The organism is Cobetia sp. MMG027, assembly GCF_027947415.1.
Lineage (GTDB): Bacteria > Pseudomonadota > Gammaproteobacteria > Pseudomonadales > Halomonadaceae > Cobetia > Cobetia marina.
Window position 1 is genome coordinate 1 of record NZ_JAQJIO010000011.1, and the last position, 14,223, is coordinate 14,223.

At 60.2% G+C, this 14,223-nt stretch carries 9 protein-coding genes and 1 pseudogene; 6 read left to right on the forward strand and 4 right to left on the reverse strand.

Annotation, left to right across the window (positions count from 1 at the left end; genetic code table 11):
- A pseudogene (locus PJK54_RS14990) lies at positions 1 to 3,969 on the forward strand (Ig-like domain repeat protein); the annotation flags it as partial.
- Positions 3,970 to 4,283: 314 nt separating this feature from the next.
- On the opposite strand, the gene PJK54_RS14995 reads toward PJK54_RS14990, so the two are convergent.
- Positions 4,284 to 4,523: a hypothetical protein gene (locus PJK54_RS14995; RefSeq protein ID WP_271303263.1), complete on the reverse strand. Its 240-nt coding sequence runs from the start codon at positions 4,521 to 4,523 to the stop codon at positions 4,284 to 4,286.
- A gap of 444 nt (positions 4,524 to 4,967) precedes the next feature.
- Between PJK54_RS14995 and PJK54_RS15000 the strand changes: the two genes are divergently transcribed.
- Positions 4,968 to 5,516 carry a methylenetetrahydrofolate reductase C-terminal domain-containing protein gene (locus tag PJK54_RS15000; RefSeq protein WP_271303264.1) on the forward strand — a complete coding sequence of 183 codons (549 nt, stop codon included), beginning with the start codon at positions 4,968 to 4,970 and terminating at the stop codon, positions 5,514 to 5,516.
- Entirely contained in the window at positions 5,513 to 6,550 is a 1,038-nt protein-coding gene (locus PJK54_RS15005; RefSeq protein WP_271303265.1) for a methylenetetrahydrofolate reductase, read from the forward strand. The genes PJK54_RS15000 and PJK54_RS15005 overlap by 4 nt, the downstream gene beginning before the upstream one ends.
- A 252-nt stretch (positions 6,551 to 6,802) precedes the next feature.
- Here the strand turns inward: PJK54_RS15005 and PJK54_RS15010 are convergent, their stop codons facing one another.
- On the reverse strand, positions 6,803 to 7,765 hold the full coding sequence (locus PJK54_RS15010) for a LysR family transcriptional regulator (protein WP_176504045.1): 963 nt from the start codon (positions 7,763 to 7,765) through the stop codon (positions 6,803 to 6,805).
- A gap of 112 nt (positions 7,766 to 7,877) precedes the next feature.
- Between PJK54_RS15010 and PJK54_RS15015 the strand changes: the two genes are divergently transcribed.
- From PJK54_RS15015 to PJK54_RS15025, 3 genes are all read left to right on the forward strand, one after another.
- A complete protein-coding gene (locus PJK54_RS15015; protein ID WP_271303266.1) occupies positions 7,878 to 8,759 on the forward strand; it encodes a HalD/BesD family halogenase in 882 nt (293 codons plus the stop codon).
- 81 nt (positions 8,760 to 8,840) lie between these two features.
- On the forward strand, positions 8,841 to 10,124 hold the full coding sequence (locus tag PJK54_RS15020; RefSeq protein WP_166018350.1) for a M24 family metallopeptidase: 1,284 nt from the start codon (positions 8,841 to 8,843) through the stop codon (positions 10,122 to 10,124).
- Positions 10,125 to 10,235: 111 nt separating this feature from the next.
- Positions 10,236 to 11,723: a CoA-acylating methylmalonate-semialdehyde dehydrogenase gene (locus PJK54_RS15025; RefSeq protein ID WP_271303267.1), complete on the forward strand. Its 1,488-nt coding sequence runs from the start codon at positions 10,236 to 10,238 to the stop codon at positions 11,721 to 11,723.
- Between the two features lie 125 nt (positions 11,724 to 11,848).
- Here the strand turns inward: PJK54_RS15025 and PJK54_RS15030 are convergent, their stop codons facing one another.
- Positions 11,849 to 12,691 carry a nitrilase-related carbon-nitrogen hydrolase gene (locus PJK54_RS15030; protein ID WP_271303268.1) on the reverse strand — a complete coding sequence of 281 codons (843 nt, stop codon included), beginning with the start codon at positions 12,689 to 12,691 and terminating at the stop codon, positions 11,849 to 11,851.
- 147 nt (positions 12,692 to 12,838) lie between these two features.
- Positions 12,839 to 14,206 (reverse strand): MmgE/PrpD family protein, encoded by a 1,368-nt coding sequence (locus tag PJK54_RS15035; protein WP_271303269.1) that lies wholly within the window; start codon positions 14,204 to 14,206, stop codon positions 12,839 to 12,841.
- Between the last annotated feature and the right edge of the window lie 17 nt (positions 14,207 to 14,223).

Sequence of the window (14,223 nt, forward strand, 5' to 3'; positions counted from 1 at the left end):
GTCGTGGGCACCACTCTGACTGTCGCTGGCCAGAATCTCTCCGACCTGGCCGAGGGCGAGCTGACCGCCACTCTGACGGTCACTGACGACGCCGGCAACGACAACAGCTTCACAGCGGATAGCGTCAAAGACACCGCTGCGCCGACCACCACCATCAGCATCACTGGCATCAGTGAGGACACCGGTATCGCGGGCGACTTCATCACCAGTGACGATGATGGCCTGACGATCTCTGCCACACTGGATGCGCCGCTGGCCGAGGGCGAGACCCTGCAGTACAGCGCCGATGGCACCACCTGGATCGATATCCCCGAAGCCAGCGTGACCGGCATTGCGGTCAGCTACGACAGCGGCCTCACCGAGTCCGCGACCGTACAGTTCCGTGTGCAGGATGCAGCCGGCAACACAGGTCCAGCGACCTCGCAGGATATCGTGATCGATGCGACCGCGCCGTCAGCAGCGGATAACTCCATCGATTTCGTGGATGGTGGAGACGAAACGCTGAGTCTTGATGAGATCACCAGCGTTCAACTGACAGGGGCAGTGGAAGATGGCATCGATAGCAACGATGTCGTGATTACCATCACCGATAGCGGAAGTGGCTCCATTACCGTCGATGTGGCGGATATCACGATCACGGATGGCATCCTCAGCACCACTGGGCAAGACCTTTCCGGGCTGGCAGAAGGTGAGCTAACAGTGACCATGAGTGTCACTGATGAAGCAGGAAACACGACAGACTTCGTTGATACCACCACCAAGGACACCACTGCGACGCTTGGTACAGGTAGCACTGCTGTCACCGAGGATGCACTGACAACAGAGACGGTCGAATCTACTCAGACAGTCGAACCAGCTGCCTTTACCTTCAGCTTCGCAAGATTTGCCGCCCTGCCCGCCACTGAAGATGACAGCGATATCGAAGAAACGACATCAAGCGGGCAGCTGACGTATACAAACGTGTCTCGTGATGCCAGCTTCGCCCTGGTGGCGCCTGCGGATACGACACTGAGCCAGGACGGAACTGATCTCGAGTGGGTGCTGAGCGAAGATGGCCAGACATTGCAAGCCGTGAATCCAGAGTCTACCGAGACGGTATTGCAGATCACTATCGATGACACCGGCACCTACAAGACCGAGCTGTTCTCCACCCTGGATCATACGCTGCAAGGCGAAGACAGTCTGAACTTCTCTGTCGGCGTCACGCTGACGGATGGTGACGGTACCCTGACCAGCGATATCAGCGTCAAGGTGGTGGATGATGTGCCTGAGGTCACCAGTTACCAGTACGAGGAAGTGACAGCGGGCGCTGCGGTCGTCAGCGGCAATCTGCTCGAGACCGCTGGTTTCGGCGCGGATGGCGGTTACATCAACAGCGTCACGTTTGAAGGCGTCACCTTCACCATTGCTGAAGACGCAACGGATGGCTATACCCTCAGTACCGCCGGCACTTCAGAGATCATCGATCTCGCGTCTGATGTGGCAATCACTGATGGCGTACTTTCCATCACGACATTGCTGGGTGAGACATTCGAGATCAACCTGGCGGACGGTTCATATGATTACGAGTACACGGGCGTATTGGGTATTGTTTCACCTGAGAATAGTGCGCCTTCAGCCAATGTAGCGGATACCGGTGGTTTGCTGGGGATCGTGGACGTAGAAGCGCTTGGCCTACTCGATCTTGCCGGAACACAAGACCTGAGCGTCAGCGATGTCGACAACAATATTGAACAAGTGGAAATCACCACCCAAGGGCTTGTGGATATTGGTATCAATTCACCCAATGTGTCGCTTGGTTTCTCTCAAGAGTTGGCAGATGAATTTGGACTGGAAGTTGATCTGGTCACAACCAGTATCGACTTGTTCATTATCGAGCTTCTTGGCACTTCGACTCTCACGATTACGGCAGCAGATGGAGGTACCATTGATCAACAGCAACTGAACGAATTCCTGGCAACGGTCACTTTCACTTCAGATGGGATATTGGACCTGAATTTGCTGGGCTCTACCACCATGACTGTCACGGATAGTGATGGTGCATCGGATACCAGTTCAGTGGGCGATCTCTTGGGCCTGACGCTACTGGACGGTGAAGACAGCGGTGCCAGTGCGAATATCATCGATGGAGATCAGAATGCCACTGGAGTAGATGCCAACGAGATACTCGATGTACCTACCGAAAGTGCTCGCCTCTATGGTTACGATGGCAACGACACCATCATTGGCAGCAGCGAAGCCGATATCCTGCGCGGCGGTGCCGATGACGACATCATGGATGGTGGTGCCGGCAGTGATCTGATGATAGGCGGTACCGGCAATGACACCATGACCGGTGGCGATGATGTCGATATCTTCCGCTGGGAGGAGGGTGATCAAGGAACGACCGCTGCGCCTTCTGATGACGTCATTACAGACTTCAACGTCAACGCGCTGACAGATGCCGACAACCCGGGTGACATCATCGATCTGTCGCGACTGTTGCAGGGCGAGGGCTATGTCACCTCTGAACTCAACAATCTCTCAAGCTATCTGGCCTTTGAACTGGTGGGAGCAGATACCGTGCTGTCGATCAGCAGCGCGGGAGCATTCACGGGTGAAGAGACCGATACCGGGCTTGTGGATCAGACCATCACCTTCGAGGGTGTGGATCTGTTCGAGACTGGCGAGGACAGCGCCGATCTGATCGCACGATTGTTGGAAGAAGGCAAGCTGCTGGTCGATGAGGCCACGTCGTCCACCGTGCTGGGGGACATCTCACGCGAAATCGAGGTCAATGCGATCGATGGGGACGGAGATACGGCACAGGGAGATCTGGTCTTCGCGGCAGATGCACCGACGATCGTCGAGACCTCGAACTCCGCGCCGACGGTGGCTGGCTCCAGCCAGCAACTCCTTGGCCTGGTGGGTCTGGACGCCCTGGGCATTCTCGATCTGTCGCAGAATGATCTCTACGTGGCGGATGTCGATGGCAACTTGACCAGTGTGACCGTTTCCTTCGCGCCACTGGTCAACGTGGACCTCAGCAGCCTGCTGAGCGCACCGGAGTTATCCGTCAACACGGCTCTGGCAGAGGAGTTCGGGCTCTCGATCGAGACTACCAGCAGTGCTGGTCTGCTGGGCCTTGTCGCAGCTGAAGCCTCCATCACCATCACGTCAACTGACGGAGGCACGATTGACAACCTGCAGATCAATGAGCTTCTGAGCACACTGGACTTCAATCAAAGCGACCTCGTGAGCCTGAGTTTGCTTGACTACCTGTCCATCAGTGCAACGGACAGCGAAGGCGCCACGACCACCCAGGCTCTGGGATCACTATTGGATGCCAACCTGCTCGACAGTGCGGAAGGCAGTACGGTATTCATCGATGACGATGCCGCAGATGTCATTGATGCAAGTACCGCAAGTGACGATGTCAATCTCTACGGACTGGATGGGGATGACACTCTGACGGGCGGTTCTGGCAACGACCTGATCCGTGGTGGTGATGGCGATGACATTCTTGTCGGTGGAAGCGGCGATGACCTGCTGTTTGGTGAAGCTGGCGACAACAGCTTCGACGGTGGCCTGGGCGATGACACCATCGTCACCTCGACACTGACGTTCGATATCGATGGCGGGCTCGGTACGGATACCGTGCAGTTCGATGGCACCGGAGAAAGCATCGATCTGAGCGCATTGCTGGCGACTGATTCCGGCACCAGCGAGATGCTCAATATCGAAGTGCTCGATATCAGTGATAGCAGTGAAAGTGGGACGACGCTGACACTGGATGCCGATACGGTACTCAACCTCACTGATGACGAGGATGTGCTGCGTATCGAAGGTGACAGCAACGATACAGTCGAGGCTGACGGTGCAGAAATGGTCGGCCAGGAAGTGATCAACGGCGCGACCTATGATACCTACGCGCTGGGGTCTGCCACGCTGTATATCGATCAGGATGTTTCAGTCACGACCAACGCTTGAGGCATGAATAGGCGAAACAGCCGTCCGATATCGGGCGGCTGTTTCGTTTACCCGTGCCATATCAGAGTATCGACCATGAAGCCTGGTCAGCGTGGAATCTCGAGTCTTCCAATGAGTGTGACATTGTCGCTGAGCGACCGGTTCCTCTAGCGAGCCGTCATCGCACAGAGCGTTGTCGCACCCTGCTGGAACTCGTCAAGTCCCGATGACCTGCATGCCTTTAACACTCAAGAAAATAGCTGGACGCTTTACCAGAAACCATTCTGAGACATCGTGATTCATGGATTGAATAATAGAGGCCGAGCATTAGCGCTTCAGAACCTGGACAAGTTCATGGCAGAAATGACCATCATCACACTGCACGGAAGCCCTCCCGATTGCCACAATACGCCCTTGGCATTGACGCCAAGCGAAAATGGATTCACGTTGATATTGGCCGGAACACAGACGAATACTTTTTCGTGATCGTTCAACGTATTGGAGTCACCGTCACGACAATAGAGGTCGCTCGACAGTGCTACGCCGAGCTCCTGGTCCACCTGATCGATCAGCACATTCGCGACAGTTCGAATATCAGTACAGAAGAACTCAAGTCCTATATCACTCTAGAGGCAAGTGATCATTCATCACGAACTCCCCTCCTCGATGACTTTCTCGCCCCCTGAGCCAATCCATTCATTGAGCGTCAGACAGATATCCCGGCATCCCATTGATATGCCTCCTTGTCAGGAGATTCAGGGAGAAAGGCCGCATTTCAGGGATGGGGTGACGTCCACCTTCTGAAAATTGCCTGATGCCTCCAGATTTCAGTCTTGAAGCGTCAACTCCTCAATAAGACCTGTCTTCACGGCTTGAGCACATGCCAAGACGGCACAACCGACACAGTGGTGTCGCCAGACCTGAAAAACCCGCCTATGGCTGTAATGCCTATTGGGTTGCCGCATTCATATGCCAGCTTGCCATGAGGACGTGCGAAGATAGGCAAACTTCATGGCGTCATGCAGATCAACGTGACCGGCTCCCTTACTGCCCTGCATGCATGTCCAAGCCTTCACCTGAAAGATTTCTTGCAGGAGACATCCTTGTATTCGATTCGTCTGTGGGCCGCACGTCACGCGCGGCTGCTGGAGCTCACCTATCGGGCCATCGAGCCGGTGATCATCAAATTGCACCCGCTATGGAAATCCGTGGGCTACGCACGTGCAGAGAAGCCCGTTGCCAGGCTGGAACAAGCCTGCAAGGGCTTGCTGTTTGATTGTCAGATGTGTGGCCAATGCATTCTGAGTTCGACCGGCATGTCCTGCTCCATGAACTGCCCCAAGAATCTGCGCAACGGTCCCTGCGGCGGTGTCATGCAGAATGGCAACTGTGAAGTCGAACCGGACAAGCGTTGTGTCTGGGTGGAAGCCTGGGAAGGCAGCCAGCGAATGAAGGACAGCGACGCGATCCAGGTCGTGCAGTTGCCGGTGGACCACCGCTTGCAGGGCACTTCATCCTGGCTGCGTGTGGCTCGGCAAGCCGCTGAGCGTCGAGAGAGCCTGAAATGACCTCCAGACTCACTATCCCGGACAACACCCAGGCGCCACCTGCCGAGCGCGATGGCAACGTCGGTCACCTGGAGCGAGTGCTCAGAAACGGTCAGTTCGCCGTTACCGCCGAGCTGGCGCCTCCCGACTCGGCTGACCCACAGGACGTCCATGCGCGCGCGCAGTTGTTTGCCGGCCATGTGGATGCCATGAACGCCACCGATGGCTCGGGCGCCAACTGCCACATGTCGAGCGTGGCGATGTGTGCCCTGCTGGCCCGCGAAGGCCATGAGACGGTGATGCAGATCTCGTGTCGTGACAGAAACCGCATCGCCATACAAGGCGATGTGCTGGGGGCCGCGGCGCTGGGCATCCGCAACCTGCTGTGTCTGACCGGCGATGGTGTGCAGGTCGGGGATCACCCCGAGGCCAAGCCGGTGTTCGACCTCGATTCCCTGTCGCTGCTGGAAATCGTCACCGGACTGCGTGACAAGCACGCCTTCGCAAGCGGCCGGTCACTGACCTCTGCGCCCCAGGTATTTCTGGGCGCCGCCGCCAACCCCTTCGCCCCGCCCTTCGCGTTTCGCCCTCATCGTCTGGCCAAGAAGATCGCCGCCGGCGCCCAGTTCATCCAGACACAGTACTGTTTCGACCTTCCACGCTTTCAGGACTTCATGCATCGCGCTCGTGATCTGGGCCTGGTGGAGAAATGCTTCATCCTGCCCGGCGTCGGCCCGCTGGCCTCGGCACGTACCGCCGAATGGATGCGCCGCCATGTCCCCGGGGTGCATATCCCGGACCACGTGATCGAACGCCTCAAGGGTGCCAAGAATCAAAAGGCGGAAGGCCGTGACCTCTGCATCGAGATGATCCAGCAGTTACGGGAGATCGAGGGTGTGAGTGGCGTGCATATCATGGCGCATCGTCAGGAAGCGTCTGTGCCGGAGATCATCCAGCGCGCGGGCATTCTGGGGGAAAGAGGCGCGTGCCCACCGCCATCCAAGCCTTTTACCTTCCCCTATGATGACAATGGCGTATCGCCAAACCCACTTTGAATACGCTTAGAAACACTTAGACAGCTGGTAATGCATCACGGCAACGCCAGCCTGCTCAAGCATCCAGTAAATCCGGTACTGCGACAGCTGGCTAGCGAGTTGCAGACACACGCACATCAAGCCCCGGTCTCGAAACGCGAGAGTGACGTGATAGAAAGAGGCTGCACAACGCTAAAGATCGAATTCTTCAGTGCGTCAGCATTTCGCGCCGGCAAGATGCTCAAAAGTGAGTGATTGGCACAAGCTTGCTGCTCAACCAGCGGTCGCTGCCTCACGCACTGTCGCGATATCTGGCTCAACGCCAGCCTGAGGACTGACCTCAGGGCTTTCCTGAGAACACGCCTCCAATGCCTCGACCTTCTCAAGCTTGCCCTTGCCGGTGACGATGGCTTCCAGGTGATCGCAGAAGTCACTCAGCGCATCGCTGACATGACCCGGCGAGCGATGAAGCTCGATTTCCACATGGCCAAGCGGCGGCAAGCCTTCGTCATCGCCGACGATACGACAGCCGGAGGGTACGCTGCGCGGTGTCTTGACGGTCAGTGCCAGTCCGGCCTTCACCGGCAGATTGATGCCCGTCGGTGACTGGCTTGAATAACGCACGTCCCACTGCCGGTCGTCCCGCCCCAAGGCGGCGAAGGCATGCGCGCGGAAGATGCAGCCTTCCGGATTGAGCGCGAGCGGCAGTACCTCCCAGTCTGCAAGGGATTGGTCTTCAGCGACCACCCACACCATGCGCTCGCGCCCCAACAGCCGCCCGGTCTGGGTCGGCCCGTGACGCACCACCAGCACGGCGTCCAGCAAGCCTTCCTGAAAATCATGCACCAGCGACGCGCTGATCTTGCAGGTCACTTCCAGGCGCACTTCGGGGTGATCCGCGGCGAAGCGCGACAGCAATTCAGGCAGGTAGGTACTGGCCTGTTCTTCCGACGTGCCCAGCCGGATGAGCTCATTCTTGCGATCGACCCCGAGCACCTGCCGCGCCTCATCCTGCAGCTTGAGAATGTGCCGCGCATAGGGCAGCAACCGCCCTCCCGACGCCGTGAGTTCTACCCGACGGCTGGTGCGGGACAACAGCGCTCCGCCCATCTGATCCTCCAGCCGCTTGATCTGCAGGCTGACGGCAGACTGGGTGCGATGCAGCACCTTGCCGGCGGCGCTGAACCCTTCACATTCGGCCACCGTGACAAAGGCACGAAGCAGGTCGGTATCCATGATCTATGAGCCCTCGCAATGCATTTGATCTTGACCATTCATTTCTATTATCAAAACACGCCCTCTAACCTATTCCTACGTTATTTAGCGATCAGGGAACAGGAGGCCGGGCATGAACGCAATCCAGCAGCAGGACAGTGATACCTCTCTCGATGGGCTGATAGATCTTGAACACTACCCCATCCATCGACTGACAGAAGCGCGGGGTCGCGAACTGATGCGCCAATGTCGCGAACAGCTCGCGCAGGATGGCTGCGTCGTGCTGGAGGGCTTCGTGCCTCAGGAGGCGCTGACACGTCTGGAGCAGGAAACGGAGCGCCTTTCACCGCTGGCGCACTACAACCAGACCGTCACCAACCCCTACAACAGCGACGGTGATGACTCACTGCCTGCATCCCATCCGCGCAATCGCTTCGATGATCGCACCAACGGTTTCGTGGCGGGCGACCGCATCGGCTCGGATACCCTGATTCGCCAGGTCTACACGCATCCCGATTTCCAGCACTTCATCGCCAGTGTTGTCGGCATGGACGACATTCACCAATATGCCGACCCGCTCGCGGACCTGGTCGTCAACGTGCTGCGCGATGGCTGCCAGCATCCCTGGCACTACGACACCAACGAATTCATCGTCACCATGATGACCCGCAAGTCCGATGCGGGTGGCCGATTTGAGTACGCCGCCGGTATCCGCAGTCCCGAGGGCGAGAACTTCGAAGGCGTCGAGAAGGTGCTCGACGGAGATCGCTCGCGCCTGACCGCCATCGACCTGAAGCCGGGCGACCTGCAGATCTTCTTCGGCCGCTACTCCCTGCATCGCGTCACCCCGGTTCGTGGTGAGCGAGAACGCCATACCGTGATCTTCGCTTACGCCAAGGAGCCCGGCTTCATCGGTCGCCCTGAGCGCGCCCAGCGAATCTTCGGCCGCATGGCGCCTATCCACGAGCGCCTGCTCAAGGAAGGCATGCAGCGCAGCGACAACCTGGCGGACTGACGCGCCAGAAGACGTACGTGATTCACCTTTGCCCAGCGCTTTTTCTGCCCTTCTTCATCAGACCGTGAGCCCAGACTACCCATGAGCATCGTCGACTTTGAACGCCTGACCGACAGCGAACCCGCAAGCTTCCCGATCGTGCCATCCGCGCCAATGGCCAATGGCGACAGCATTCCCACGGCCTTTGACCCTGTACAGCTGCGCGGCGGTCGTCTGGCCCGCCTGCGCGCCATGATGGCGGAGCAGGGCTACGCCGCCGTGGTGCTGTTTGATCCCAACAACCAGCGTTATGCCACCGGCTCGCGCAACATGTTCGGCTACTTCCTGCGCAACTCCACCCGCTACATCTATGTGCCCCTCGAGGGGCCGGTGATCCTGTTCGAATACCCCGGCAGCGCCCACGTCTCGACCTGGCTTGAAACCATCGATGAGGCGCGCACGTCCAAGGTGGTGTGGTCCGCCGTCAACCAGCGCGACAACCTCTCGAGCGACCCGTTCGGCATCGAGATTGCCCAGCTGGTCGAGGAACATGGTGGCGGCAATCGCAAGGTCGGGCTGGATCGCTGCACCTTGAATCTGGCGCGCTCGCTGGAAGCCCAGGGACTGGAGGTCTTCGACTGCATGCAGGACACCCTGCATTGCCGCCGCCTCAAGACGCCTGAGGAAATTGCCTGCCTGGCCCAGTCGATGGCCGGAAGCGAGGCCGCGGTTGCCGCCGTGGAAGCCGCCATCAAGCCCGGCGTCACCGAGAATGAGCTGTTCGCCATCATGTACGGCGATGTCATCCGCCAGGGCGGTGAGTTCATCGAGACCCGCCTGCTGTCGTCCGGGCCGCGCACCAATCCATGGTTCAACGAGGCCAGCGACCGCGTAATTCGCCCCGGCGAGCTGGTCGCGCTGGATACCGACACCATCGGCTGCCACGGCTACTACTCCGACTTCTCACGCACCTTCCATGTCGGGCCGGGCCGTCCGACCGCTTATCAGCAGAGTCTGTACCAGATGGCGCACGAGCAGGTGCACCACAACATGTCGATCCTCAAGCCCGGCATCAGCTATCGCGAGATCGCCGAGAGCGCCTGGAAGATCCCCGAGCGTTTCCTTGATCGCCGTTACCCCTCGATCATTCACGGCGTCGGCATGCATGGCGAGACACCGCTGGTTGCGCACCACATGGACTTTGATCGCTTCTCCAAGGATGGCGTACTGGAACCCGGCATGGTGGTGTCGGTGGAAAGCTATATCGGCGAAGTCGGTGCGGCCGATGGGGTCAAGCTGGAGGAAGAGGTGCTGATCACCGAGACCGGCATCGAGAAGATCTCGCGCTACCCCTTCGATGAGGCACTGCTGGGGCGTCAATTCTGAGCACGGCACGGGTCAATTCAGGCTCACGGCAACCTCTGCTCAAGACAGCACAAGACAGCGACTTTCTCTGTCACATTCTCTTCGACTGAACACAAGGCTGAAAACTGACCGATGGATACCCTGACTCACCTGATTGGCGGTGACGCCGTGACTGGCGATCGCACCCTGGATGTGCTCAATCCGGCCACCGCGCGAGCCGTTCGCCGTCTGCCACTGGCTGATGCCGCCATCGTGCAACGCGCGATAGTGGCCGCCAAGGATGCCCTGCCCGCTTGGCGCGCCATGCCGCCCGCCAAACGCGCTCAGGTCATGTATCGATTCAAGACATTGCTGGAACGGGATGCTCAGGAGATCTGCGCCCTGATCAGTGAAGAACACGGCAAAGTGCTCGACGATGCCATGGGCGAACTCAAGCGCGGCATCGAGAACGTCGAATATGCCTGCGGCGTGCCGGAGCTGCTCAAGGGCGAGTATTCCCACAATGCCGGGCCGAGCATCGACACCTGGTCCAACCATCAACCGCTGGGCATCGTGGCCGGTGTCACGCCGTTCAACTTCCCGGCCATGGTGCCGCTCTGGATGTTCCCCATGGCGCTGGCCTGCGGCAATGCCTTTATCCTCAAGCCGTCGGAGCAGAGCCCGTCGGCGGCCAACAAGATGGCCCATCTGCTGCGCGAAGCCGGACTGCCCGATGGACTCTTCAGCGTGGTGCATGGCGATCGCGAAGCCGTCGAGGCGCTGATCGCGGCTCCGGAGGTCAAGGCGATGAGCTTCGTCGGCTCGACGCCCGTGGCGCGGAGTCTCTACGAGGGGGGAACCCGTCAGGGCAAGCGGATCCAGGCGTTGGGAGGTGCCAAGAATCACGCCGTGGTATTGCCGGATGCTGATCTCGACAATGCCGCCAGCACCTTGATCGGCGCGGCCTTCGGCAGCGCGGGCGAGCGCTGCATGGCCATCTCGGTGGCCGTCTGCGTAGGGGATGACACCGCGGATGCCCTGATCGAACGTCTCGCGCCTCAGGCACGCGCCATGAGCATCGGCCCGGGCACCGAACCCGGGCACGACATGGGTGCCCTGATCAATGCCTCGCAGCGCGACAAGGTCGCCGGCTATATCGAGGCAGGCGCCAGCGCTGGCGCCCAGCTGGTCGTGGATGGTCGCACTCACCCGCTGGTCGAGAGCTCACCCGGTTTCTTCCTGGGCGCAACGCTGTTCGATCGCGTCACGCCGGACATGAGCATCTACCGTGACGAGATCTTCGGTCCGGTACTCTGTGTGGTGCGCGTGGCAAGCTTCGAGGATGCCATCGCGCTGATCAATGACCACCAGTACGGCAACGGCACCTGCCTCTTCACCCGCGATGGCGAGGCCGGACGCCGCTTCGCCGACCAGATCGAGGTCGGCATGGTCGGCATCAACGTGCCCTTGCCGGTACCGGTGGCCTTCCACAGCTTCGGCGGCTGGAAGGACTCGCTGTTCGGTGACCTGCACGCCTATGGCCCCGACGCCGTGCGCTTCTATACCCGACGCAAGAGCGTGTCCCAGCGCTGGCCGCAGCGCAGTGCTCAGGAAGCCGCTCAATTCAGCTTCCCGTCCTGAGCCGCATTGCCGAAAACGTAAACAAGACCGCAAACAAGACGCCCGCGCCAGAACTCTGGCGCGGGCGTCTTGTTTGTGCCGCGGGCTTATCTGTCTTGCTGCTGGGCTTTCTCAGTACCTGCCGCTCAGCGATAGCCCATCATCAAGTCACGGACCAGCGGCGTATCGGCGTCGCGGTGTGTCGGCAGCTCGAATCGGGCCTTGGCGATCGCGGTGCGCGACAGCTCGGCATGTATCAGCATCTCGCGGTCTTCGGCCTGGGCCAGCGTTTCCCCGCGCGGGCCAAGAATTCGTGATCCGCCCCAGAAGTGACTGCCACCCTCGGGCCCGAAGCGATTGGCCATGATGACCGGCGTGCCGTAGGTCATGGCGTAGAACTGGAGATTGATCGCCCAGTTCTGCTCATTGGAGAAATCATCGCTGACGATGCCCGAGGCCGAATTGATCGGCGCGCACAGCACGGTGGGACGCGCGAGCATGGCGGCGTGCACCAGGCCTGGATTCCACAGGTCCGCGCAGATCAGCGAGGTGGCTGACCAGCCTTCGCGCACATCGTTCTGGGTCAGATCGCTGCCGTGGGTGAACAGCTTGCCCTCCTCCAGCCCGCCGTAGGTCGGCAGATTCAGCTTGCGATGCACGGCCTGCAGCGCGCCGTGCTGCAGAATCGCCAGGGCGTTGTAGTACTCCCCCGGACTGGCCTCCTCGACAAAGCCCACCACCAGCTGCATGTCGCCCGCGGCACGCGCGAGCATCAGCAAGCGCGGGTCATGCGGCGGAAAGGCCAGATCAATGACCCGACTGCCCATGCCATAGCCCGTCAGCGACAGCTCCGGGAAGACCAGCAGGTCCAGATCGACATCCCGCGCCTGATGGATGATGTCGAGATGACGTTCCAGGTTGGCCTCAATATCGCCGAGGGTGGCGTTGATCTGGGCCGCGCCAACGTGCAGGTGATCTTGATGGTGCATGGGCAAGTCTCGGTAATGAAAAGAGAAGGCAACGAACAGCAGAAGCCAGGGTCAGGGTCAGGGTCAGGTAGAAAACCAAGCGAAAGGCCAGGAAGCAGGCCAATGAGAATCAAGCGCCGCGCAGAATGTCAGCCGCGGCCGCCATATTCAAGCCGGTGCGCCCAGCAGCGCCAGCAGCTCGGAGACCGGCCGTGACTCCAGATCCATCACGACATCACACAACCTGGCTGCGCGATCTCCCAGCACCGGCTCCGCCAGGGCCTGATATTTGGCCAACACCTGAGCGTCCGTCAGCGGCTTGTCCGGATTGCCCAGCGCCTCATGGTCTGCGCTTTCCAGCACCTCACCATTTTTCAGGACGATTCGCGCACGGGCCCACCGCTCGGCAGGGAAACGGGCATTGAATACGGCATCCTCCTCGATCATCACCTTGCTCGCCAGCGCCTTGAGTCCGGCATCGTCAAGGGCATCGCAGACGCCTTCCACATCCACACTGCCCCGCCCCAGGGCACAGGCGACCGACCACGGCAGACTGTACTGCGCCTGCTCCGTGGTGTCGGGGTGCGTGACATGCAGCCGCTTGCCCTCATGGAAGGTGATGATCTCGATACGCGTGATGTCGTCAGGCTCACGAGCGGCGTCCGCCAATGACAGCACCGCCTCGACTGCCGGCTGCGCCCAGCGACACACCGGATAGGCCTTGAAGTACTGCTCGAACAGAAAATGACGCTGGCCGAGGTCCTGCCACAGCGCGGCGACCTCTGCCGCCGTGACCGTCAATGCCGGTGCTCCGGTGAAGCCATCTTCCGCCAGCAACGCCGCCGAGATGCCGGTCATCGCCCCCCAGCCGGAGCCATCCTTGAGCATGGTGGGGTGATCGATGCAGCGCATCATCTGGCTGCGCGGCCCATAGAACTCGGCGATGCCCAGCGCGTGGTGCAACGTCTCACGATCAAAGCCGCGCAGACGCGCAGTCACTGCGGCCACGCCCAGCGCATTCCAGGCCCCCGACGTATGGTAATCGGGACTCTGGGCATGCAAGGCGATGCCCGCGCGCGTGGCGACCTCGTAGCCATAGGCCAGCAGCGCCAGAAACGCATGCCCGCTGAGTTGTCGGGTTTCCGGGAGCGCCAGCAGGCCGGGCAACAAGGCCACCCCCGCATGCCCCTTGGTCAGCACCTGGCCATCGTGGGCATCCAGCGCATCGATCAACCAGCCACCCTGCAGGGCGACACCGCTGGAAGAGGCCGTACCGCTGGCGAACAACAGCGGCACGTCGCCGCCGTGCTGGCGCGTGACGTAGCGCGCCGCCTTGGCGGCCAGGGGAGTCCGCGTCGCACCTGCCGCGACGCCCAGCAGATCCAGCAGGCAGCGCTTGGCCTGGTGCAGCTGCTCTGCGCCGAGACGGGTGCAGTCGTACGCATGGATCAGGGACAGCGGCTCAGGCGCCACGCAGGCCTTGCCAGATGCATCAGTGGCAGGCATGGCATGAGGCAGACAATCCGGTGCAGACATGGGACTTCTCCACGGTG

Bases quoted from the DNA above. Each gene is read 5' to 3' on its own strand.
- PJK54_RS15020 (WP_166018350.1), top strand. From the start codon at position 8,841: ATGAGCATCGTCGACTTTGAACGCCTGACCGACAGCGAACCCGCAAGC.
- PJK54_RS15000 (WP_271303264.1), top strand. From the start codon at position 4,968: ATGCAGATCAACGTGACCGGCTCCCTTACTGCCCTGCATGCATGTCCA.
- PJK54_RS15005 (WP_271303265.1), top strand. From the start codon at position 5,513: ATGACCTCCAGACTCACTATCCCGGACAACACCCAGGCGCCACCTGCC.
- PJK54_RS15010 (WP_176504045.1), bottom strand. From the start codon at position 7,765: ATGGATACCGACCTGCTTCGTGCCTTTGTCACGGTGGCCGAATGTGAA.
- PJK54_RS15035 (WP_271303269.1), bottom strand. From the start codon at position 14,206: ATGTCTGCACCGGATTGTCTGCCTCATGCCATGCCTGCCACTGATGCA.
- PJK54_RS15030 (WP_271303268.1), bottom strand. From the start codon at position 12,691: ATGCACCATCAAGATCACCTGCACGTTGGCGCGGCCCAGATCAACGCC.
- PJK54_RS15025 (WP_271303267.1), top strand. From the start codon at position 10,236: ATGGATACCCTGACTCACCTGATTGGCGGTGACGCCGTGACTGGCGAT.
- PJK54_RS15015 (WP_271303266.1), top strand. From the start codon at position 7,878: ATGAACGCAATCCAGCAGCAGGACAGTGATACCTCTCTCGATGGGCTG.